At 53.7% G+C, this 22,382-nt stretch carries 25 protein-coding genes; 14 read left to right on the top strand and 11 right to left on the bottom strand.

The window, feature by feature from the left end; translation table 11 throughout:
* Positions 1 to 2: 2 nt before the first annotated feature.
* From RMS95_RS00990 to RMS95_RS01010, 5 genes are read left to right on the top strand one after another with little or no spacing between them, the layout of a single operon-like run.
* Entirely contained in the window at positions 3 to 779 is a 777-nt protein-coding gene (locus tag RMS95_RS00990; protein ID WP_310642821.1) for an ABC transporter ATP-binding protein, read from the top strand.
* Positions 772 to 1,482 (top strand): ABC transporter ATP-binding protein, encoded by a 711-nt coding sequence (locus tag RMS95_RS00995; protein WP_310642822.1) that lies wholly within the window; start codon positions 772 to 774, stop codon positions 1,480 to 1,482. Before RMS95_RS00990 ends, RMS95_RS00995 begins: the two co-directional genes overlap by 8 nt.
* 23 nt (positions 1,483 to 1,505) lie before the next feature.
* The gene (locus RMS95_RS01000) at positions 1,506 to 2,720 is read left to right on the top strand and encodes an ABC transporter substrate-binding protein (protein WP_310642823.1); all 1,215 of its coding nucleotides are present in this window, start codon (positions 1,506 to 1,508) and stop codon (positions 2,718 to 2,720) included.
* Between the two features lie 29 nt (positions 2,721 to 2,749).
* On the top strand, positions 2,750 to 3,634 hold the full coding sequence (locus RMS95_RS01005; protein WP_104800052.1) for a branched-chain amino acid ABC transporter permease: 885 nt from the start codon (positions 2,750 to 2,752) through the stop codon (positions 3,632 to 3,634).
* Positions 3,635 to 3,680: 46 nt separating this feature from the next.
* Entirely contained in the window at positions 3,681 to 4,601 is a 921-nt protein-coding gene (locus RMS95_RS01010) for a branched-chain amino acid ABC transporter permease (protein ID WP_310642843.1), read from the top strand.
* Between the two features lie 75 nt (positions 4,602 to 4,676).
* On the opposite strand, the gene RMS95_RS01015 is transcribed toward RMS95_RS01010, so the two are convergent.
* Positions 4,677 to 5,213, bottom strand: coding sequence for a 2,4'-dihydroxyacetophenone dioxygenase family protein (locus RMS95_RS01015; protein ID WP_310642824.1), 537 nt, complete (start codon positions 5,211 to 5,213; stop codon positions 4,677 to 4,679).
* A 175-nt stretch (positions 5,214 to 5,388) separates the two neighbouring features.
* On the opposite strand from RMS95_RS01015, the gene ppa reads away from it, so the two are divergent.
* Entirely contained in the window at positions 5,389 to 5,922 is a 534-nt protein-coding gene (gene ppa / locus RMS95_RS01020; protein WP_310642825.1) for an inorganic diphosphatase, read from the top strand.
* Positions 5,923 to 5,991: 69 nt separating this feature from the next.
* On the opposite strand, the gene RMS95_RS01025 is transcribed toward ppa, so the two are convergent.
* The gene (locus RMS95_RS01025) at positions 5,992 to 7,167 is read right to left on the bottom strand and encodes a GNAT family N-acetyltransferase (protein WP_310642826.1); all 1,176 of its coding nucleotides are present in this window, start codon (positions 7,165 to 7,167) and stop codon (positions 5,992 to 5,994) included.
* Between the two features lie 28 nt (positions 7,168 to 7,195).
* Here RMS95_RS01025 and RMS95_RS01030 point away from each other — a divergent pair, with 28 nt between their 5' ends.
* Positions 7,196 to 8,857, top strand: coding sequence for an NAD+ synthase (locus RMS95_RS01030; protein ID WP_310642827.1), 1,662 nt, complete (start codon positions 7,196 to 7,198; stop codon positions 8,855 to 8,857).
* A 66-nt stretch (positions 8,858 to 8,923) separates the two neighbouring features.
* Positions 8,924 to 9,262 carry a P-II family nitrogen regulator gene (locus RMS95_RS01035; RefSeq protein ID WP_104800057.1) on the top strand — a complete coding sequence of 113 codons (339 nt, stop codon included), beginning with the start codon at positions 8,924 to 8,926 and terminating at the stop codon, positions 9,260 to 9,262.
* Between the two features lie 78 nt (positions 9,263 to 9,340).
* On the opposite strand, the gene RMS95_RS01040 is transcribed toward RMS95_RS01035, so the two are convergent.
* The 6 genes from RMS95_RS01040 to RMS95_RS01065 are packed head-to-tail and all read right to left on the bottom strand — an operon-like array spanning position 9,341 to position 12,519.
* Positions 9,341 to 9,937 (bottom strand): TIGR00730 family Rossman fold protein, encoded by a 597-nt coding sequence (locus RMS95_RS01040; RefSeq protein ID WP_310642828.1) that lies wholly within the window; start codon positions 9,935 to 9,937, stop codon positions 9,341 to 9,343.
* On the bottom strand, positions 9,934 to 10,317 hold the full coding sequence (locus RMS95_RS01045; protein WP_310642829.1) for a diacylglycerol kinase: 384 nt from the start codon (positions 10,315 to 10,317) through the stop codon (positions 9,934 to 9,936). Before RMS95_RS01045 ends, RMS95_RS01040 begins: the two co-directional genes overlap by 4 nt.
* A gap of 10 nt (positions 10,318 to 10,327) precedes the next feature.
* Positions 10,328 to 10,843, bottom strand: a complete 516-nt coding sequence (locus RMS95_RS01050; RefSeq protein WP_310642830.1) for an RDD family protein — start codon at positions 10,841 to 10,843, stop codon at positions 10,328 to 10,330.
* Positions 10,840 to 11,493, bottom strand: a complete 654-nt coding sequence (locus tag RMS95_RS01055; RefSeq protein ID WP_310642831.1) for a DUF3106 domain-containing protein — start codon at positions 11,491 to 11,493, stop codon at positions 10,840 to 10,842. The genes RMS95_RS01050 and RMS95_RS01055 overlap by 4 nt, the downstream gene beginning before the upstream one ends.
* Before the next feature lie 16 nt (positions 11,494 to 11,509).
* On the bottom strand, positions 11,510 to 11,956 hold the full coding sequence (locus RMS95_RS01060) for a DUF3619 family protein (protein ID WP_310642832.1): 447 nt from the start codon (positions 11,954 to 11,956) through the stop codon (positions 11,510 to 11,512).
* Positions 11,953 to 12,519, bottom strand: a complete 567-nt coding sequence (locus RMS95_RS01065; protein ID WP_310642833.1) for an RNA polymerase sigma factor — start codon at positions 12,517 to 12,519, stop codon at positions 11,953 to 11,955. The genes RMS95_RS01060 and RMS95_RS01065 overlap by 4 nt, the downstream gene beginning before the upstream one ends.
* A gap of 258 nt (positions 12,520 to 12,777) precedes the next feature.
* Between RMS95_RS01065 and RMS95_RS01070 the strand changes: the two genes are divergently transcribed.
* The 6 genes from RMS95_RS01070 (at position 12,778) to RMS95_RS01095 (ending at position 19,858) form a co-directional block, all read left to right on the top strand.
* Positions 12,778 to 14,550 carry an acetolactate synthase 3 catalytic subunit gene (locus tag RMS95_RS01070; RefSeq protein ID WP_310642834.1) on the top strand — a complete coding sequence of 591 codons (1,773 nt, stop codon included), beginning with the start codon at positions 12,778 to 12,780 and terminating at the stop codon, positions 14,548 to 14,550.
* A gap of 16 nt (positions 14,551 to 14,566) precedes the next feature.
* A complete protein-coding gene (gene ilvN, locus RMS95_RS01075) occupies positions 14,567 to 15,058 on the top strand; it encodes an acetolactate synthase small subunit (RefSeq protein ID WP_310642835.1) in 492 nt (163 codons plus the stop codon).
* A 38-nt stretch (positions 15,059 to 15,096) separates the two neighbouring features.
* Positions 15,097 to 16,113, top strand: a complete 1,017-nt coding sequence (gene ilvC / locus RMS95_RS01080; protein WP_310642836.1) for a ketol-acid reductoisomerase — start codon at positions 15,097 to 15,099, stop codon at positions 16,111 to 16,113.
* A gap of 115 nt (positions 16,114 to 16,228) precedes the next feature.
* Positions 16,229 to 17,032, top strand: a complete 804-nt coding sequence (gene pssA, locus RMS95_RS01085) for a CDP-diacylglycerol--serine O-phosphatidyltransferase (protein ID WP_310642837.1) — start codon at positions 16,229 to 16,231, stop codon at positions 17,030 to 17,032.
* A gap of 201 nt (positions 17,033 to 17,233) precedes the next feature.
* Positions 17,234 to 18,772: a 2-isopropylmalate synthase gene (locus RMS95_RS01090; protein ID WP_310642838.1), complete on the top strand. Its 1,539-nt coding sequence runs from the start codon at positions 17,234 to 17,236 to the stop codon at positions 18,770 to 18,772.
* A 162-nt stretch (positions 18,773 to 18,934) separates the two neighbouring features.
* Positions 18,935 to 19,858: a D-alanyl-D-alanine carboxypeptidase family protein gene (locus tag RMS95_RS01095; protein WP_405023344.1), complete on the top strand. Its 924-nt coding sequence runs from the start codon at positions 18,935 to 18,937 to the stop codon at positions 19,856 to 19,858.
* A 48-nt stretch (positions 19,859 to 19,906) separates the two neighbouring features.
* On the opposite strand, the gene RMS95_RS01100 is transcribed toward RMS95_RS01095, so the two are convergent.
* Genes RMS95_RS01100 through aat form a run of 3 tightly spaced genes read right to left on the bottom strand, consistent with a single transcriptional unit; the run spans position 19,907 to position 22,170 of the window.
* A complete protein-coding gene (locus tag RMS95_RS01100) occupies positions 19,907 to 20,692 on the bottom strand; it encodes an IclR family transcriptional regulator (protein WP_310642840.1) in 786 nt (261 codons plus the stop codon).
* A gap of 9 nt (positions 20,693 to 20,701) precedes the next feature.
* On the bottom strand, positions 20,702 to 21,451 hold the full coding sequence (locus RMS95_RS01105) for an arginyltransferase (protein ID WP_310642841.1): 750 nt from the start codon (positions 21,449 to 21,451) through the stop codon (positions 20,702 to 20,704).
* Positions 21,448 to 22,170, bottom strand: a complete 723-nt coding sequence (gene aat, locus RMS95_RS01110) for a leucyl/phenylalanyl-tRNA--protein transferase (RefSeq protein ID WP_310642842.1) — start codon at positions 22,168 to 22,170, stop codon at positions 21,448 to 21,450. Before aat ends, RMS95_RS01105 begins: the two co-directional genes overlap by 4 nt.
* Positions 22,171 to 22,382: the final 212 nt, after the last annotated feature.

Below are 22,382 nucleotides of genomic sequence, written 5' to 3' on the forward strand. Positions count from 1 at the left end.
CCATGTCTGAAGCCATCATCTTAGAAACCCGCGAACTTGTGAAAGAGTTCAAAGGTTTTGTCGCCGTCAACGGTGTGAACCTGTCGGTCAAGCGTGGACAAATTCATGCCTTGATTGGTCCCAACGGGGCAGGTAAAACCACTGTCTTTAATTTGCTGACCAAATTTTTGATTCCGACACGGGGTCACATCTTGTTCAACGGAAAAGACATCACGGCCGACAAGCCCGCGCAAGTGGCCCGCATGGGCTTGGTTCGGTCATTTCAAATTTCGGCCACCTTTCCAAATTTGACCGTGCTCGAAAACGTGCGTGTGGCTTTGCAACGGGCCACCGGTTTGTCCATGCACTTTTGGCGCTCAGAGCGCGTCTTGCACCAGCTCAATGACAAGGCCATGGCGTTGTTGGACGAAGTGGATTTGCATGACATGGCTGACATCACAGCGGTGGAGTTGCCTTACGGCCGCAAACGCGCTTTGGAAATCGCCACCACCTTGGCGATGAATCCCGAGTTGATGTTGTTGGACGAGCCCACCCAAGGCATGGGGCATGAAGACGTGGGCCGCGTCACAGAACTCATCAAAAAAGTGGGCGCCAACCGCACCATTTTGATGGTGGAGCACAACATGAGCGTGGTCTCCAGCATTGCCGACACCATCAGTGTGTTGCAGCGAGGACAAATCATTGCCGAAGGTCCTTACGCCGTGGTGTCGAAGAACCCTCAAGTGTTAGAAGCCTACATGGGCACCACCGATAACGAATTAGAGGGCGCCCATGTCTGAGCCTCAAGAGTTTTTGCGCGTCTCGAATTTGCATGCGTTTTATGGCGAGTCGCACATCTTGCACGGCGTGGACATGACCGTGAACCAAGGTGAGGTGGTCACCTTGCTCGGGCGCAATGGTGCAGGGCGCACCACCACGGTGAAGTCTCTGCTGGGCTTGGTGGGGCGTCGCACGGGGTCTGTGAAGATCAATGGCCAAGAAACCATCACTTGGGCCCCCCATCAAATTGCCCGTTTGGGGTTGGGTTACTGCCCAGAAGAGCGCGGCATTTTTTCGGCGCTGACCTGCGAAGAGAACTTGCTGCTGCCACCGGTGATCGCACCCAACGGCATGTCGGTGGACGAAATTTACGAGATGTTCCCTAATTTGCTCGAGCGTCGTGACAGCCCCGGCACGCGTTTGTCTGGCGGTGAACAACAGATGCTCGCGGTGGGGCGAATTTTGCGAACTGGCGCCAAGTTTTTATTGCTTGACGAAATTTCTGAAGGCTTAGCGCCCGTGATTGTGCAGGCCTTGGCCCGCATGATTTTGGCGCTCAAGGCCAAAGGCTTCACCATCATCATGGTGGAACAAAACTTCCGTTTTGCCGCGCCTTTGGCTGACCGTTTTTATGTGATGGAGCACGGCCAAATGGTGCAAGGCTTTACCGCCGCAGAACTGCCAGACAAGATGGCGTTGCTGCATGAATATCTCGGTGTTTGATTTTTTCCCTAGGAGACAACTTGATGAATCGCAAACTTATCGCAATGGCAGCCACTTTGGCATGTGCTTTCACAGGCGCCGCGCAAGCGCAAATCTCAGATGGCATCGTCAAAATTGGTGTGCTCAACGACATGTCGGGCGTGTACTCTGACATCACGGGCCAAGGCTCGGTGACGGCCGCCAAGATGGCGGTGGAAGATTATTTGAAAGCGTCTAAAAGCGCGTTGAAAGTGGAGGTGGTCGGTGCCGATCACCAAAACAAACCCGACGTGGGATCGAACATCACACGCCAGTGGTACGACGCCGACAAGGTCGACATGGTGGTTGACGTGCCTACCTCATCGGTGGCGTTGGCGGTGAGCCAAATCTCCAAAGAAAAGGGCAAGATTCACGTCAACACGGGCGGCGCCACGTCAGACCTGACAGGCAAGTCTTGCAACGCCAACACCATCCATTGGCTGTACGACACCTACATGCTGGCCAATGGCACGGGCAAAGCGATTGTGAAAAACGGTGGCAACACGTGGTTCTTCTTGACCGCAGATTACGCCTTCGGTCAAGCCTTGGAGCGCGACACCGAGGCTGTGGTGGTCAAGAACGGCGGTAAGGTGGTGGGCAAAGTGCGCACCCCATTCCCCACCCAAGACTTCTCGTCTTTCTTGTTGCAAGCGCAAGCCTCCAAAGCCAAGATCATTGGCTTGGCCAACGCGGGTGGCGACACCACCAATTCGATCAAGCAAGCCTATGAGTTCGGCATCACCAAGGGCGGCCAAAACTTGGCCGGTTTGTTGGTGTTCTTGCCTGACGTGCACGCCTTGGGATTGGAAAAGGCACAAGGCCTGTTGTTGACCGAAACCTTCTACTGGGACTTGAACGACGGCACCCGTGCTTGGTCCAAGCGTTTTGCAGCAGCCAACGGCGGCAAGTTCCCCTCGATGAACCATGCCGGCGTCTATGCCAGCGTGATCCATTACCTGAAAGCGGTCGATGCCGCCAAGACCGACGATGGCACCAAAGTCACCGCGCAGATGAAGACTTTGCCGACGGACGACGTGTTGTTCGGTAAGGGCACCATCCGCCAAGATGGTCGCAAGTTGCACCCCGCGTATTTGTTTGAAGTCAAAAAGCCTTCGGAATCCAAAGGTCCTTACGACTACTACAAGCTGATGGCAACCATTCCAGCGGACGAAGCTTTCCGACCTTTGTCTGAAAGCGACTGTCCTTTGGTGAAAAAGTAAAACGAAACTGAGCAAGTCGAACGCACATCATGGAAATTTTTGGCATTCCCTCCCAAGCCCTGTTTGGGCAGTTGTTGATCGGGCTGATTAACGGTTCGTTTTATGCACTGCTTTCGCTGGGTTTGGCTGTGATTTTCGGCTTGCTGAACATCATCAACTTCACCCACGGCGCACAGTACATGCTGGGCGCTTTTGTGGCGTACTTGGGCTTGAGCAAATTGGGGCTCAATTACTGGGTGGCGTTGGTGGTGACACCAGTTTTGGTGGGCGCGACGGGTGTGGTGATTGAACGCACCATGCTGTCGCGGCTCTACAAACTGGACCATCTGTACGGCTTGCTGCTGACGTTTGGTTTGGCCTTGATCATTCAAGGCTTGTTTCGCAATGAATTTGGTTCTTCCGGCATGCCTTATCCGGTGCCCGAGGTGTTTCAAGGCGTGTTCAATTTGGGCTTCATGTTCCTGCCCAAATACCGTGCTTGGGTGATCGTGGCTTCGGTCGTGGTGTGTTTCTCGACGTGGTACGTGATTGAGCGCACCAAGCTGGGCGCCTATTTGCGGGCTGCCACTGAAAACCCCAGTTTGGTTCAAGCCTTTGGCATCAACGTGCCACGCATGATCACCTTGACCTACGGTTTTGGCGTGGGCTTGGCCGCTTTGGCTGGCGTGATGGCCGCCCCCATTTACCAAGTGAACCCGATGATGGGCGTGGACATCATCATTGTGGTGTTTGCGGTGGTGGTGATTGGCGGTATGGGCTCCATCATGGGTGCGATCTTGACGGGTTTTGGTCTCGGCTTGGTGGAGGGGTTGACTAAGGTGTTCTATCCCGAAGCGTCCAACACCGTGATTTTCGTCATCATGGCCATCGTGCTGTTGATCAAGCCCGCAGGGCTCTTTGGTACCCAAAAGTAAGACTCCCATGCGCAACCCTTCGCTTTCTGCTGCTCCCGTTCAATCGATGACGCACCAATGGGTGGCGTTTGCCATCATGGTGCTGGCTTTTGCCATTGCGCCGATTTGGATTTATCCGGTCTTCTTGATGAAGGTGATGTGTTTTGCCTTGTTCGCGTGTGCCTTCAACCTGTTGATCGGGTTTGGTGGCTTGTTGTCTTTCGGCCACGCCATGTTTTTAGGTACCGCAGGCTATGCCGCCGCGCATGCCGCCAAGGTGTGGGGTTGGAACCCTGAGTTGGCGGTGCTGTTCGCCACTTTGTGCTCTGGTTTGTTGGCGGTCGTGACGGGCCTGTTGGCGATTCGTCGTCAAGGTATTTACTTCGCCATGATCACCTTGGCGTTGTCGCAAATGGTGTTTTTTGTCTACTTGCAAACCCCATTCACGGGCGGTGAAGATGGCATTCAGGCCGTACCGCGCGGTCAATTGTTTGGCATGTTTGACCTGTCGAACAACGCCGCAATGTACATGTTTGTGATGGCCATTTTCTTGATGGGCTTTGCCATCATTTGGCGCATCGTGCATTCACCGTTTGGTCAAATTTTGAAGGCCATTCGTGAAAACCAAGACCGCGCTATTTCGTTGGGCTACGACACCGATCACTACAAATTGGTCGCGTTCATCATGTCAGGTGCGATTGCGGGTATGGCCGGTGCCACCAAGTCGCTGGTCTTTCAATTGGCATCGCTGACCGATGTCCATTGGTCCATGTCCGGCGAGGTGGTGCTGATGACGCTGGTCGGAGGCTTGGGTACCCTGTTTGGGCCAGTGTTAGGGGCGGCGGTGATTGTCTCTATGCAAAATTATTTGGCCCATTTGGGCGCTTGGGTGACCATCATCCAAGGTTTGATTTTTGTGATTTGCGTGATGGCGTTTCGACGCGGCATCATTGGTGAAATTGCCAACTGGATCAAAAAGCCACTTTGAAATCAGCGTTCACCTTCGGTGAAACTTCATGAAAAAACCGCCTTGATTGGCGGTTTTTTCGTTCTGGTCAGCGTGTCAACGTATGAATTGCTTGACGTAGTCTGCCCCCAAGCCAACGGCTTCGAAGTGGGCTCGGTATTTCTCGATGCGGGTGAACACATCGTCATAACCGGTGGCATTGCCTTGGGTGTCGACGTACATCAGCGAGCCATGGACGGTGAACATGGTGACCATGTCTTGGCAGTCGTCGGGCACCACCAAGGTGTGGGTTTCGCCGGGGGGCTCAAACACATAGCTGCCTTCTTCGGCCACCCAGTCGTGCTCTAAATAGAGCCATTTACCGCGCAATACATGGGCGTGTACTTGACCAGAGTGGCGGTGTCTTTGCAGAAGACCTGAGCGCTTGACTTTGAGCAAATGGATGTAAAAACCGCCCGAGACGTTCAAATGCAGTGGTCGTGACCAAATGCCGGGGGCCACAGGCGCCCACAGGCGCTCATCGGTGGTCTGTACATCATGAATCACCATATCGGGTGCCATGCCCCAAGGTTGAGGCTTGGCGTAAGGCACGCGGTCATCTGCGGCGTGGGATGCGGTGTTGGGCTGCGTCATGGGTCCTCCATCAATGAAGTCCACACCTTATGGCATGGGCCTTTGGTTGTCAGCCCAATGTGCGACAGCGCCTTGAATGTGTGCCGAATTGGCGGTCCCATGATCGCGCAAGCCCCATGAAAGTAAAATCAGACCTAATCTTCGCTGTTTGTTTTAACTTTTCTAACGAGACACCATGTCCCTCAACAAAGTCACCCCCGGTAAGAATGTGCCTGAAGCTTTCAACGTGATCATCGAAATCCCGATGAACGCTGATCCTGTGAAGTACGAAGTGGACAAAGAGTCAGGCGCTTTGTTCGTCGACCGTTTCATGGGTACAGCCATGCATTACCCCACCAACTACGGCTACGTGCCCCAAACTATCGCTGGCGATGGCGACCCTGTGGACGTGTTGGTCATGACACCTTTCCCATTGCCACCCGGCGTGGTGGTGCCTTGCCGTGCCTTGGGCATCTTGATGATGGAAGACGAAGGCGGTATGGACGGCAAAGTGCTGGCTGTGCCCACCGAAAAAATCTTGGCCCGTTACAGCAACATCCAATCGTTGGCTGACATCCATGACCTGCAGTTGCAGCAAATTGCGCACTTCTTTGAACACTACAAAGACCTCGAAAAAGGCAAGTGGGTCAAGGTCAAGGGCTGGGAAGGCCTGGATTCCGCCAAGAAAGAAATCTTGGACGGTATCGCGAACTACAACAACGCCAAGTAATTTTTGGTGTTGAGTGTGAAGCCCGCCTCGGCAACGAGGGCGGGCTTTTTCACGTCTGTGCCGTGCGTTTTATTGCGGCTCGTGGTGTTTGAAAGGGCTGCGTGCCGCCAAGTGGTCGAGGTAGTTGTCAACGCCTGCACGTTCGCGCTCTAAGAATCGTTCGACCGCATCGGCAAAGGCGGGGTGCGCCAACCAGTGCGCGCTGTAAGTGGCCACGGGCATGAGGGCGCGTGCCATTTTGTGTTCGCCTTGGGCGCCGCCTTCAAAACGCTTTACACCATTGGCGATGCACCAGCTCAGGGGTTGGTAGTAGCAGGCTTCAAAGTGCAAGCAATCCACCCGCTCTAATGCGCCCCAATAGCGGCCATAGGCGATGGGCTCGGTGCTGCCTAGGCCTTGCACGGCAATGAGGCTGCAGGCGATGGGGCGACCTTCGCGCTCGGCGATGCACATGACCCAGTTGTCAGGCATGTTGGTCTGCATGCTGACAAAGAAGTCGCGACTTAGGTACGGGGCGTTGCCATGTTCGAGGTAGGTGCGTTCGTAGCATTGGTAAAAGAAGTCCCAGTCGGAAGGGCTGATGCCCGTGCCAACTTGTGTGCGAAACACCACGCCCGCATCGGCTACTCGGCGGCGCTCTTGGCGAATTTTTTTACGTTTCTCTTGGGATAGGCTGCTCAAGAAGTCTTCGAAGTCGACAAAGCCTGTGTTGTGCCAGTGAAATTGCACGGTTTGGCGCTGCATCAAGCCCAATGCGTCGCAGGCAACGCGGTCGTTGGGGCTGTTGAATAACACGTGAAACGAGGACAGACCCAATTGCTGGCACAGCGATAACACGGCTTCGAGCAGGGCTTGACGTGCTGTGGCATCGACGGCGAGCAAACGGGCACCGGGCACGGGCGTGAAAGGCACTGCGCTGGTGGCTTTGGGGTAATAGTTCAAGCCATGTTCGGCGTAAGCATTGGCCCAAGCCCAATCGAAGACGTATTCACCGTACGAGTGGTCTTTGAGATACAGCGCACAGCCAGCGACCAAGGCGTCGTTGTGCCAAAGCGTGACAAAGCGCGGCGTCCAACCGGTGTCTACTGTCGCGCTGCCGCTGCTGTGCAGCGCTGCTAAATAGGCGTGGCGCATGAAGGGGGAGGGCACATCTTGGGTCTGATTCAAGGTGTCCCACGCGGCGGCGGGGAGATCAATCGGGTTGTCGAGCACGCGAATGACATAATCGGTCAGCTTTTTAGACATGTTTTTTTCGGACGGTGTTGCTTCTGCCATGACTCTCAAAATTTGCGTTGCTCAGTTGAATTTTGTCGTGGGTGACATGGCTGGGAATGCCCAAAAAATCATCCACTGCGCCCAAGAGGCTTATGCGCAAGGCGCTCGCCTTGTCTTGACGCCAGAACTTTCCTTGTGCGGCTATGCGGCAGAAGACTTGTTCTTGCGCCCCTCGTTCATGGCAGCCTGTGATGATGCCTTGAAAACAGTGTCCCATGCGCTGGCAGGTCTTGCAGGTTTGCATGTGGTGGTTGGGCACCCCACGGGCGAGAGCCATCGCACACGCTCGGTCTCGGTGCAGCAGCGGTTCAACATGGCCAGCGTGGTATGCGAAGGACGCGTGGTGGCCGCTTATGCCAAGCGCGAGCTGCCCAATTACCAAGTGTTTGACGAGCGCCGTTATTTCACGCCGGGTCAAGCGCCTTGCGTTTTCGAGGTGCAAGGCGTACGCGTAGGCTTGCTGATTTGTGAAGATGCTTGGTTTGATGCGCCTGCCGCAGATGTCAAAGCCGCTGGGGCCGAGTTGCTGGCGGTGATCAACGCATCGCCATTCCATGTAGGCAAGGGGGACGAGCGCGAACAGGCCATGCGTGGCCGCGTCAATGCAACGCAATTGCCGTTGATCTATGCCCATTTGGTGGGTGGTCAAGATGAGGTGGTGTTTGAAGGCCGCTCATTCGCTTTGAATGCAGACGGCGCTTTGGCTGCGCGAGCCCCCAGTTTTGAAGCCTGTCAGTTCAACATCACTTACACAGCCGGTGCTGTGCCTGTGATGCAGGGTGAGGTAGCGGCCGAGGCTTCCTTAGAGTCAGATTTGTGGCACGCACTGGTCTTGGGCGTGCGTGATTACATTGGTAAAAACGGCTTCCCAGGGGCCTTGCTGGGGCTGTCTGGTGGCATTGACTCTGCGCTGGTGTTGGCGATTGCGGTGGACGCGTTGGGCGCTCATCGGGTCCGCACGGTGATGATGCCGTCGCCGTACACCGCCGAAATCAGCTGGGTGGATGCGCGTGACATGGCCCAGCGTCTGGGGGTACGTTACGACGAAGTGTCCATCGTTCCCGAGTTTGAAGCGTTTTTAGGCTCACTCAAAGCCGATTTTGAAGGCACACAACTCGACACCACAGAAGAGAACATTCAGGCCCGCATTCGTGGAACCCTGTTGATGGCGTTGTCGAATAAATTTGGTGCCATCGTGTTGACGACAGGTAACAAGAGCGAGATGGCAACGGGTTATTGCACCTTGTACGGTGACATGGCTGGCGGTTTCGCTGTGATCAAAGACGTGGCCAAGACCTTGGTGTTCAAGCTGGCCCATTGGCGCAACGCGAATGACCCGTTTGGCACGGGCGCCGAGCCCATTCCCGAGCGCATCATCACGCGGCCACCGAGCGCTGAGTTACGTCCTGATCAAACCGACCAAGACAGTTTGCCCCCATATGAGGTACTGGATGAGATCGTGTCGCGTTTCATGGAGAACGACCAAAGTTCTGCCGACATCATTGCCGCTGGTTTTGCGCCTGCTGATGTGGAGAAAGTGACGCGCTTGATTCGCATCAACGAGTACAAACGTCGCCAGTCACCGGTGGGCATTCGTGTGACGCACCGAAGTTTCGGCAAAGATTGGCGTTATCCTATTACCAATAAATTTCGCGCTTGAGGTTCAGTTCTGAATCTTTGGCGCAGTCTCACTATTTAGTCATTTTCAAGTTCAAGGAGCCTCCCCATGAAGCAAATTACCGCAGTCATCAAACCTTTCAAACTCGAAGAAGTGCGCGAAGCATTGGCAGAGTGCGGTGTGACTGGCTTGACCGTCACCGAGGTGAAGGGCTTTGGCCGCCAAAAAGGACATACCGAGTTGTACCGTGGCGCAGAGTACGTGGTGGACTTTTTGCCCAAGGTGAAGGTGGAGGTGGTGGTCAAGTCCAGTGATGTGGACAACTGTGTCGACGCCATCGTTCGTGCCGCACGCACCGGCAAGATCGGTGACGGCAAAATTTTCGTCACGCCTGTGGAGCGTGTGGTGCGTATTCGCACAGGCGAGTTGGATGAAACGGCGATTTAAGCTTACCCACCCCGTCAAAAGCCGCCCTCTTTGCAGAGGGCGGCTTTTTTCATAAAGATGGCGCTTACGGTGTGGCGCTTAGATCGCGGCCAAATGCGGCTGTGGTGTGAAGCCTGCGGCTTGTACCAAGTCGCGCAACAGCGGTTGTGCTTGGTCGCCGGTGCGGATCAAGTCCATCTGCCAGTCGCTCAAAAAGCCTTGCGCCACGCTGTTTTTTGCAAAGCTCAAAAGGCCGTCGTAATAGCCTTGGGTGTTCAGCAAGCCAATGGGTTTGTCGTGGTAGCCGAGTTGACGCCAAGTCCAAACTTCAAAAAATTCTTCGAAGGTGCCAATACCGCCGGGCAGGGCTAAAAACACATCAGCCCGTTCGGCCATCATGCGCTTGCGTTCGTGCATGGTGTCCACCACATGCAATTCGGTGCAGGCGGTGCGGGTGTTTTCTTTGGACTGAAGCGCTTTGGGAATGATTCCCACGACCCGACCGCCAGCGTCTGCCGTGGCTTGCGCTACCAAACCCATCAAGCCATTGTTGCCGCCGCCGTACACCAATTGGCCGTTGTGGGTGCCAATCCATTGGCCTACTTCACGCGCGATCTCTGCGTAGATCGGCAGAGCGCCGTCGCGTGAGCCGCAATACACACAGACGGAAAAAGCGGGGATATTTTTAGTGATCATGAGGCAATGACGTGCGTCCAAAGTGCGCCGAACCAAACGCCGAGGCAAAGCACCAAGCTCATCAGCACGGCTGCACTGCCAATATCTTTGGCACGTTTCGCCAGCTCATGCCATTCAGGGCCAATTCGGTCGATGGCCGACTCGATGCCTGTGTTGAGCAACTCGATAATCATGACCAAAAACACCACGCTGACGAGCATGGCGATTTCAAGCCAAGTGCTGCCCAGCCAAAAGGCAGAAGGCACCAAGACCAAAGCCGCGATGGCTTCTTGGCGAAAAGCCTTTTCAAACCAAGCTGCACGCAAGCCGCTGAGTGAGTAGCCAAACGCGTGAAAGAGTCGACTCAGGCCTGTGCGTTGTTTTTGAGGGTTAACTTCCATATAGACAACTTTAACGGCTCAGAGGTTCTGAATGGATCAGCCGTGTGCCTGCCCACACATCGTGCCAAAACTGACCTTCTGGCTGAAAGCGACTTAGCAATGCCCACACACATGCCCAACCCAAGAGCAGCCACAGGGTTTCTCTGCCAGACAACGAAAAGCCAGAGACCAGCATCAAGGGCGGTAAAAACCAGACCCAGCTCAAGACGTAACGCCACAAAGCACGGGCTTGGGTGAGGGCTTGTCCGGAGGTGTCAACCACGCGAATTCGCCAAGTTTTCATGGCCAAGGTCTGGCCCTTGTGACCAAACCACGTGAAATAAATGCCAAAGATCAGGAATAAAAATGCCTGCAAACCATGGCGGTTGTCGAGTGCGTGTCGGGTTTGGCTCAGTGTGCTGAAAAGGTAGCCAGCCATGAACATGACGGCGAACAGCAACAAGCCTTCGTAAATCCAACATGCCATGCGTCGACGCAAGCCAGGCGCGCGGAGCGCCGCGTCGGTCACCTCAAGATGCGAACTCATTCAGGGGAAACCGTGCTGTCAGGAGCCTGTGCGGTATCTGGTGCGGTACTTGTGGTCATGGGCAACAAGGTGGCGGGAGCCACTTGATCAGATGCAATGCGTGGCAGGGCTTTGGTGTTGCTGGCTGCAGGAGGTGTGGTAATTTTTCCAGCCGCTATAGGCTTCACAGCGGGGGCGGCACCAATGACGGGCTTGACGTGCTGAGCGGCTAGTTTTTGTTTGGCTTCGTTAGGCAAGGCCAAGTAGGCCTCCCATTTGGCACGCTTGTCCTCTTGCAACAATTGTTGGGCATTGGCGAAGTTCAAGCGGGCAGCAGCCCGCTGTTGTGCGGTCAAGGCAGCCCATTCGCGCATGCGACTTTGAATGGTGGCGCGCTCGTCGGTTGAGAGTTGTGCAAAGTTTTGCGAAACGGCGAGCCATTTGCGCTTGTGTGGCTCAGTCATCGATGGCCACAGTTGGATCAGTGGCGATAAAGCTTGTTGTTGTGCTGAGGAGAGCTCTTGCCACAATGGACGGCTGGGCGCGGTGATCGTGCCCATTTGCGGCGTGGTGGCGGCCGTTGTTTGCGCCGCACTCAGGTTGCAAACGCCGAACAGAGCGAAGCACGCCAAGAGATATGGTGCAAAAAGCAGCGAAAGCGGACGCAGCACAGACATAGGGCTTGGTTTACTCTTGTTTGTCAAGAACGATGGGGTTTTTGAGAAATTGAAGGAAACCAGGGTCTGCGTAAGCGGCAGGAGGCAGGTCATCGGTCAATAACACGGAGTCGATTTCGGCCAACTCATTGGCGCGATCGTCATCTAAAAACGTAGAAATAAGTGCCAAACCAGCAACTAGGGCGATAAGTGGGAAGAATGACGCCAAGCGGCTCCACAAGTTGAGACCTTCGTCACCAAAGTGAAGCAATGCTGTCCCATTTTGGCCAACCACGGCTTGGCTGGTTTGTAATCGAGTTTGTGGTGTGAGCCGGGCTGCCACTGCACGCGTGCGGGCTGCGCGCAGCCGTTCGGTGATGTCGTGAGGGAGGTCCAACGTATCGGCGTTGAGTCGCGCAGCGATACGCTGCCCCAATTGGTCTTGAAGCGAAGGGCTGAATGTATGTGTGGTCGTCATGGTTGAATTCCCTTTGCTTTGAGCGCTTTGCTGAGCGCTAGAACTGCACGCGAACAGTGCGTTTTGACACTTCCTTCTGAACATCCCATGGCAGCTGCCGTCTCGGCAACGTCGAGGTCCTCCCAATAACGTAGCAGGAAGGCTTCTCGTTGACGCGCAGGCAAATTTTGTATCTCTTCTTCAATATCTTCAACCCGTGCAGTGCTTGCAAAGTTATCTTCCGCACTTTGAGTGGTTTGTGTGTCGTTTTCTGCGGCCAACGACTCCAAGAGGTCAAAGTCGCCATCTTCGCTGCCCGACTCAAAGTCGCTGAAGTTGCTGAACAAGGCACGTTTGGTTTTATTTCGGCGAAACCAGTCCAAGGTGGTGTTCGACAAAATCCGATGGAACAGCATGGGCAGCTCGTTGGCTGGTTTGTCGCCGTAATGCTCGGCGAGCTTCATCATGCTGTCTTGAACGATGTCAAGGGCCGCTTCATCGTCTCGAACGTGATAAACCGAGCGCTTGAATGCCCGTTTTTCTACGCTACGAAGGAAGTCTGAAAGTTCTTTTTCTGAGGCCACGAAGGACATTGTTCAAGATGAGACGGGCGCGATTATGTCACTGGAGTCAAGCAAATGCAGATGTATCGCTCGATTGACGCTTGCGCTTGATGCCATAATCGTAGGCTGCAATTCGACAAAAAATAGGCAAACGGGTCTGGGTCCGGCGCAATCACTCATGCGTCCATGGCTGAAGGCCTCAAGTTTCGACGCTGCCCCACAAGGGTTCGCCAAGAAGCACCCCGGGTTTTTCGTTGACGAAATTCACTAAGGTTAATCATGAATACTTCCACTGCGGATAAAAACTCCGCCACAGCCTTGAACGGGCAATCGCAGGAGCTGATGGGCTCTGAGATTCTCGTGAAAGCGCTTCAAGCTGAGAGCGTTAAGTACGTCTGGGGTTACCCCGGCGGTGCCGTTCTCTACATTTACGACGCTTTGTACAAGCAAGACACCATTCAGCACGTGCTGGTTCGTCACGAGCAAGCGGCGGTTCATGCGGCTGACGGTTACGCACGCGCCACAGGCGATGTCGGTGTGGCCCTTGTCACCTCGGGCCCAGGTGCGACCAATGCCGTGACTGGTATTGCCACGGCTTATATGGACAGCATTCCGATGGTGATCATCACCGGTCAAGTGCCGACGCATGCGATTGGTTTGGATGCATTCCAAGAGTGCGACACCATTGGCATCACCCGCCCCATCGTCAAACACAACTTTTTGGTGAAAGACGTTCGCGATCTGGAAATCACGCTCAAGAAAGCGTTTCACATTGCGCGCAGTGGCCGTCCCGGTCCTGTGGTGGTGGATATTCCAAAGGACGTGTCTTTCAACAAGACAACCTACGAAGGCTACACCGCTGACGTACAAATGCGCTCTTACAACCCCGTGCGCAAAGGCCACGGCGGTCAAATTCGCAAAGCACTTCAGTTGTTGATGTCGGCCAAGCGGCCTTACATCTACACCGGTGGCGGTGTTTTGTTAGGCAACGCTTCGCAAGAACTGCGTACCTTGGTCGACATGCTGGGCTATCCCTGCACGAACACCTTGATGGGCTTGGGCGCGTACCCATCCAGCGATCCCAAGTTCTTGGGTATGTTGGGCATGCACGGCACGTTGGAGGCCAACAACGCCATGCAAAACTGCGACGTTTTGCTCGCCGTGGGTGCCCGTTTTGACGACCGTGTGATTGGCAACCCCAAGCATTTCGCGCAAAACGAACGCAAGATCATTCACATTGACATTGATCCTTCGAGTATTTCCAAGCGCGTGAAAGTGGACATCCCCATCGTGGGTGATGTCAAAGACGTGTTGGTCGAGATGATCGAGATGATCAAAGAGTCTGGCCTCAAGCCTGATTCGAATGCTTTGGGCAGTTGGTGGGAGACCATCGACGCATGGCGCAAGCGCGATTGCATGAAATACGACCGCGAGAACACGACGGTGATCAAGCCGCAGTACGTGATCGAAACCTTGCACAAAATGACCAAGGGTACCGACACCTACATCACGTCTGATGTGGGCCAGCATCAGATGTGGGCTGCGCAGTACTACGGCTTTGACGAACCACGTCGTTGGATCAACTCAGGCGGTTTGGGCACCATGGGCGTGGGTATTCCATACGCCATGGGCATCAAGCTGGCCAAGCCTGACAGCGAAGTGTTTTGTGTGACAGGTGAAGGTTCTGTGCAAATGTGCATCCAAGAACTGTCCACCTGTTTGCAATACAACACGCCGATCAAGATCATGGCCTTGAACAACCGTTACCTCGGTATGGTGCGTCAATGGCAAGAAATTGAGTACTCGGGCCGTTACAGCCACAGCTACATGGATGCGTTGCCTAACTTTGTGAAGTTGGCAGAGGCGTATGGCCATGTGGGCATGTTGATTGAGCGTCCAGAGGATGTGGAGCCCGCGCTGCGCGAAGCTCGCAAGCTCAAGGATCGCACCGTGTTCATGGACTTCCGTACCGACCCCACCGAGAACGTGTTCCCGATGGTCAAGGCTGGTAAGGGCATCACTGAAATGCTGTTGAACAGCGAAGATTTGTGATCAGGGAGAACAAGACATGAAACATATCATTTCCCTGATGCTCGAAAACGAACCCGGCGCGCTCTCGCGTGTGGTGGGTTTGTTCTCTGCGCGTGGTTACAACATTGAGTCGTTGACGGTCGCACCGACCGAGGACGCCAGCTTGTCACGCATGACCATCCAAACTCACGGTTCAGATGACGTCATTGAGCAAATCACCAAGCATTTGAACCGCCTCATCGAAGTGGTCAAGGTGGTTGATTTGACGGAAGGCCCTTACACAGAGCGTGAATTGATGATGGTCAAAGTGCGCGCTGTAGGCAAAGAGCGTGAAGAGATGAAGCGCATGGCGGATATATTCCGTGGCCGCATCATTGACGTGACTGAGAAGAGCTACACCATTGAGTTGACGGGCGATCTGTCCAAGAACGACGCGTTCTTGGAGGCGATCGACCGCAGCGCAATTCTCGAAACTGTTCGCACGGGCGCTTGTGGCATTGGCCGCGGTGAGCGCATCTTGCGCGTTTGATTTTTAACCCCCTTTCAAAAGATTTTTTAGGAGAGACCATGAAGGTTTATTACGACAAAGACTGTGACCTGAGCCTGATCAAAGGCAAAACCGTAGCCATCATCGGCTACGGCTCACAAGGCCACGCCCATGCACAAAACTTGAACGACAGCGGCGTCAAAGTCGTGGTCGGTCTGCGCAAAGGTGGCGCATCTTGGGACAAAGTCGGCAAAGCCGGCTTGACCGTGATGGAAGTGAACGACGCAGTGAAAGCCGCTGACGTGGTCATGATTTTGTTGCCTGACGAAATGATCTCTGAGGTCTACGCCAACAATGTGGCCCCTCACATCAAGCAAGGCGCTTCGTTGGCATTTGCCCACGGTTTCAACGTGCATTACAACCAAGTCGTGCCACGTGCAGACTTGGACGTGTGGATGGTCGCGCCTAAGGCCCCTGGCCACACCGTGCGCAACACCTACACCCAAGGTGGCGGCGTGCCTCACCTCGTGGCCGTGCACCAAGATAAGAGCGGCAAAGCCCGCGATTTGGCTTTGAGCTACGCCATGGCCAACGGTGGCGGCAAGGCCGGCATCATTGAAACCAACTTCAAAGAAGAAACAGAAACCGACTTGTTCGGCGAGCAAGCCGTGTTGTGCGGTGGCGCTGTTGAATTGGTGAAGATGGGCTTCGAGACTTTGGTTGAAGCTGGCTACGCCCCTGAAATGGCTTACTTCGAGTGCTTGCACGAGCTGAAGCTGATCGTTGACTTGATCTATGAAGGCGGCATCGCCAACATGAACTACTCGATCTCGAACAACGCCGAATACGGCGAGTACGTGACCGGTCCTGAAGTGATCAACGCACAAAGCCGTGAAGCCATGCGCAACGCTTTGAAGCGCATTCAAGACGGCGAATACGCCAAGATGTTCATCCAAGAAGGCCGCTTGAACTACCCAAGCATGACTGCACGCCGTCGCAACACCGCCGATCACCAGATCGAAGTGGTGGGTGGGCAACTGCGCGCCATGATGCCTTGGATTGCCAAGAACAAATTGGTTGACCAAAGTCGCAACTAAGCCTTGCTTTTTGCATTGACAAAGGCCACTTCGGTGGCCTTTGTCATTCTCGGCGTTGCTCAATTTTGGGCGTGCTAGCCCTTACACTCAACGTCTACTTTTCGGAGCAAGACTCATGTCAGATTTACACGATAGCGCTGAGGAATACGTGCCTCGCAAACCGCGCAAAGGCATTTATGTCTTGCCTAACTTATTCACATTGGCTGCATTGTTTGGTGGTTTTTATGCCATCGTGATGGCCATGAACGATCGCTTTGAAATGGCAGCCATCGGCGTTTTCTGTGCCATGGTGCTGGACAGCTTGGATGGCCGTGTGGCCCGTATGACGAATACCCAAAGTGCATTTGGCGAGCAAATGGACTCGTTGGCTGACATGGTGTCGTTTGGTGCTGCACCTGCTTTGATTTCCTACGAATGGGCCTTGAAAGGGGCAGGGCGCTGGGGTTGGATGGCCGCCTTTGTGTATATCTCTTGCGCAGCTTTGCGTTTGGCTCGTTTCAATGTGAATACAGCGGTGGTGGATCGCCGCTTTTTTCAAGGCCTGCCATCGCCTGCGGCTGCAGCCTTGGTGATGGGGTTCATTTGGGTGATGAACGACATGGGCTACAAAGGTGAAGAAGTGATGTGGCCGATGTTTGCCATGTGCTTGTACTCGGGCTTGACCATGGTGACGAATGTGCCGTTTTACAGCTTCAAAGATGTGCAAATGAAGAAAAGCGTGCCGTTCGCTGTCATCGTGATGCTGGCTTTGGTGATTGCGGTGATCAACATTCACCCACCGATCGTTTTGTTTGCTTTGTTCATGTTTTATGGCTTGAGCGGCTACGCCTTGTACGCATGGCGCCGAGCCAAAGGTTTGCAAACCAGCGTCATCAGCACGTCTACGGATGAGCCTGATGAACAAGGTTTGCACAAATGAGACAAGGAATGGGTTTGGCTTTGTGCTAAATTCAAGCCATGCAAAATTTTTCGCTGACACTACTGCTTCTATCCCCCAACGGGCGGAGTTGGTAGCGCACGCGCAATCCCAAACAAGGCCCGTATGCACCTGCAGCGGGCCTTTTGCTTTGGGGTCAATTCACACGCTGCAAGTTTTTTCAAGTTTTTAGGAGTTCTGACCATGACCGACAAGCTCATCATTTTTGACACCACCTTGCGCGACGGCGAGCAATCGCCAGGCGCCTCTATGACGCGCGACGAAAAATTGCGTATTGCGCGTCAGCTGGAACGTCTGAAAGTGGATGTGATCGAAGCCGGTTTTGCCGCCAGTTCTAACGGCGACTTTGAGGCTGTGCAAGCCATCGCGAATACTATTAAAGATTCCACCATCTGCTCTTTGTCTCGTGCCAATGACCGCGACATCAGCCGCGCTGCTGAAGCTTTGAAGGGGGCAAATCGTGCCCGTATTCATACCTTCATCGCCACGTCGCCTTTGCACATGGAAAAGAAATTGCGCATGTCGCCCGAGCAAGTCTTGGAACAGGCCAAGCAGTCGGTACGTTTTGCGCGCAACTTGGTCGGTGACATTGAGTTCAGCCCTGAAGACGGCTATCGCAGCGAGATGGATTTTCTTTGCCGTGTGATCGAAGCAGTGATCGCCGAAGGTGCGACAACCATCAACGTGCCCGACACCGTGGGCTACGCCGTACCAGAGTTGTATGGCAATTTCATCAAGACCTTGCGTGAGCGCGTGCCTAACAGCGACAAAGCCATTTGGTCGGTGCACTGTCACAACGACTTGGGCATGGCTGTGGCCAACTCGTTGGCCGGTGTGAAGATTGGTGGCGCACGCCAGGTGGAGTGCACGATCAACGGCTTGGGCGAGCGCGCTGGCAATTGTTCGTTGGAAGAAATTGTCATGGCGGTCAAAACGCGCAAAGACTATTTCGACTTGTCGATGGGCATCGACACCAAACAAATCGTGGCTGCCAGCCGCATGGTGAGCCAAACAACGGGTTTTGTGGTTCAACCAAACAAGGCCGTGGTGGGTGCTAACGCTTTTGCGCATGCGTCTGGTATTCATCAAGATGGCGTGCTCAAGGCGCGTGACACCTATGAAATCATGCGTGCGGAAGACGTGGGCTGGTCTGCCAACAAAATTGTGTTGGGCAAGCTCAGCGGCCGCAATGCCTTTAAACAACGCTTAGAAGACTTAGGCGTGCAGATGGAAAGCGAAGCCGATATCAACACCGCCTTTGCCAAGTTCAAAGAATTGGCCGACCGCAAGAGCGAAATCTTTGATGAAGACATCTTGGCTTTAGTGAGTGAAGAAAGCGTGATTGCAGACAAAGAGCAATTCGCCTTCGTGTCTTTGTCGCAGCACAGCGAAACGGGCGAACGGCCTCACGCGAGTGTGGTGTTCACGGTTGCAGGCAAAGAGGTGCGCGGCGAGTCCGATGGCAATGGACCTGTGGATGCCTCTTTGAAAGCCATCGAATCACATGCAAAGAGTGGTGCGGAAATGGTGTTGTATTCCGTCAATGCCATCAGCGGTTCCACTGAAAGCCAAGGTGAGGTGACGGTGCGTCTGCAAAACAGCGGTCGTGTGGTGAATGGCGTCGGTTCTGATCCCGACATCGTGGTAGCCTCAGCGAAAGCATACTTAAGTGCGCTCAATAAGCTTCAAAGTAAATCGGACCGTGTGGCAGCGCAAGGGTAAATTTTACGGAATGTGACTTCTTATCAGTTATCTCATGTAAATCGCGCAAGTCTTTGATCTTGCGCGATTTTTTAAGTTTTGTTAGAGTATCATTAATTCTTGATTTTCAAGTTTAAGGATTTCATTTTGAAACGATTCCTACTCGCCATTTCTTTGGGTTGTTTGGCCTCTTTGTCTTCGTTGGCTGTGCAAGCTGCAACGAATCACAAACCTGCGGTTCAGAAAACAAAGAAATCGGTCGTGAAGGCGCATATTCGCAGCCAAGCAGGCAAGATCGTTGCCGCTAAACCTTCTTACGGCCAAATCGCTGGCTTGCATGCGACGGCAGACGATCTTGATTTGAAATCAAGCGTGGCTTATGTCATCGATCAAGACACACATGAAGTGTTGCTCAGCAAGAACGACCGTGCCGTTTTACCCATCGCATCGATCACCAAGCTCATGACAGGCTTGATCATCAGCGAAGCGAAACTGCCGATGGATGAGTCCATCACCATCACGCAAGATGATGTGGACACCGAAAAGGGCAGCAGCTCACGTTTGCGCGTGGGAACAACCTTGACGCGTGGTGAGTTGATGCATTTGGCCTTGATGTCCAGTGAGAACCGTGCGGCCCATGCTCTGGGGCGTACCTACCCAGGTGGTTTGTCGACCTTTGTTGGCTTGATGAACAACAAAGCCGCCCAGTTGGGTATGCGTGACACCCGCTACAGCGAACCCACGGGCTTGTCGAGCCAAAACCAATCCAGCGCCAAAGATTTGGCCACTTTGGTGTCGACGGCTTACCACGATGCCATGCTGCGTGAATTGTCAACATCACCCAGCTATCAAGTGGAAGTGGGCAAGCGCACCCTGCAGTACAACACCACGAATCGATTGGTAAAAAATCCCAATTGGGACATTGGTTTGCAAAAAACCGGTTACATCTCAGAAGCGGGCCAGTGCTTGGTTATGCAAGCCAAAATCGCAGGACGCAAGTTGATTTTGGTGTTCTTGGATTCCGCCGGCAAACTCAGCCGCATTGGTGACGCCGAGCGCGTGCGTCGTTGGGTTGAAGTGAACCACGCTTATCGCCCTCAGACTTGAAGCCAGTTGAATTAAAAAAGGCCAGCAATTGCTGGCCTTTTTTACGTCTCAAAGCGTGTTTACTTTGTCTTTGAAACCTAAAGCATGCGAGATAGCTTGGGTGGTCACTTGAAGCTTAGGCAACCATTCTTCGTCCAGTCGATCTGCGGGGGCCGAAATAGACAGTCCGGCGACTAACTTACCTTGGTCATCGTAGATGCCTGAGGCCATGCAGCGCACACCGAGTTCGAGTTCCTCGTTGTCACGGGCCAAGCCGTATTGACGGGCTTTGGAAAGCTCACGTTCTAAAACAGGCAGTTGGGTGATGCTGTTGCGTGTCTGTCCGCTCAGTCCTGTTCGTGTGGCGTAGGCACGTACACGTTGCGGATCGTCCATGGACAAAAATAATTTACCCACCGATGTCAGATGCAAGGGGGCGCGTCCACCAATGGCTCGAACCACTTGCATGCCCGAGCGCTCGCTGAACGCACGTTCAACGTACACAATCTCGTCGCCTTGGCGCACGCTCAAATTGACAGGCTGTTGAATTAACTTATGCAGTTCGCGCATGGGTTGAAAGGCCACATCGCGGACGTTGAGCCGATCTTTGACTAAATTGCCCAGTTCCAGTAACCGCATGCCCAAGCGATAGCTGCCTGCTTCAGGACGGTCCACAAAACGACCGACAGCGAGGTCGTTCAAGATGCGATGGGTCGTCGAGGGATGCAGTCCTGTTCGCTCGCTGATTTCTTTCAAAGAAATGGCTTCTTCGCGCGAGGCCAAGACGTCAATGAGCGAGAACATCCGCTCGATCACTTGAATGTTGGGAGTCGCTGGAACTGTAGATTTGCGCATGACGATATTTTACTTCGTGAAATCAAAATTCACCCATTCGCCATGATTCAGCAGTTGGAACGGCTGAAACTTGGTTTTGTAGCGCATTTTTGGGCTGTCTTCGACCCAGTAACCAAGATAAACAAATGGCAAGCCCAATTGATGCGCATATTCGATCTGCCACATGACGTTGTAAGTGCCATAACTTGCCGTGTCGTCTGGATCAAAAAAGGTGTAAACCGCTGAGAGCCCATCTTCGATCTCGTCCACGATCGACACCATTTTTAGAGCGCCGAGACTGCCATCTTGTGAGTTCGGTTCGCGAAATTCAATCAATTTGGAGTGGATGCGACTTTGCAACAAGAACTGGGCGTATTGCTCAACACTGTCTTGGTCCATGCCTCCGCCTGGGTGGCGTTCAGATTGGTAACGCTTGTAAAACGCGTAATGCTCTGCTTGGAAATGCAAAGGTAAGACTCGTGCGACCAAGTGCGCATGTTTTTTCCAAGCGCGTTTCTGACTTCGAGTGGGAGCAAATTGCGCGACTTGGACGCGTAAGGCCATACAGGCTCGGCAGCTGTCGCAATAAGGCCTGTAGGTGAATAAGCCACTGCGACGAAACCCTTGGCGAATCAATACGGAATATGCAGTGTGGTCGACTTGTTCGCTTGGTGACGCCACTTGGGATCGTGCCGTGTGCTCTGCCAAATAACTGCAGGGGTAGGGTGCCGTTGCGTAAAACTGCAAGGCTTGTGGGGGCAAGTCTTGGAGGTGGGTCATGGCTCGTGGGTTGCTGTGGCTAGGAGTTCTTGCCAGTGTATCGGCTCGAATTGCCAATTTATTGAGGGCAAATGTTGAGCAGTCGTGATGCCTGTTAGAAACGTGGATCTGTCAATTTCTTTCGCGCCAAGAGATGCCAAATGACGTGTGTTTTGTTGGCAATCGATCCAAGGTACGTGGTTCGCTTTGCCCAATGCAACTAGGCCTGCTAAAGCTATTTTTGAAGCGTCGGTTTGCAATGCAAACATGGATTCCCCAAATACCGCTCGGCCAATTGCAATGCAGTACAAACCGCCTGTGAGTTGGCCATTGACCCAAGTTTCGACACTGTGTGCAAACCCTGCTTCGTGAAGCGCCACGTAGGCATCGATCATGTCGCGCACGATCCAAGTGCCAGCTTGGCCAGCGCGCGATGCCTGCGCACAGTGTGTGATGACCTTGGAAAAAGCACTGTCAATTTTGAGTTCAGCATCTGGCGATTCCATAAATTTTTGAATGGTTTTACGCAATGAGCGATGAAGTTTGAAGTCCCCGGGCTTGAGCACCATCCGCGGATCGGGTGACCACCACAGCACGGGTTGTCCTTCGCTGAACCATGGAAACATGCCTTGGCTATAAGCTTCACATAACCGTTGTGTTGACAGCCCACCGCCTGCGGCGACCAAACCCGCGAGCTCTGTCCCTTGGGGCTGAGCCGATTCCGCGTGCGGTAGTGGCATGTCATTCTCTAACCAAGGAATGTGATTTGATGGTTTGGTCATTTAACTTTATAGCTACAGATAAATTTATTGAAGGCGGATTCAAGGACGAAGTGCAACAAAGATGAACTGGTTATAGGTGGCTGAGGATGCGAGAGCATCATGGCCGCTTTAACCGCCAAATCGAAATTGCCCAATGTACAAGCACCTCAGCCGAGAAGAACGATACCAAA

This window comes from Limnohabitans sp. (assembly GCF_031539175.1).
GTDB lineage: Bacteria > Pseudomonadota > Gammaproteobacteria > Burkholderiales > Burkholderiaceae_C > Limnohabitans.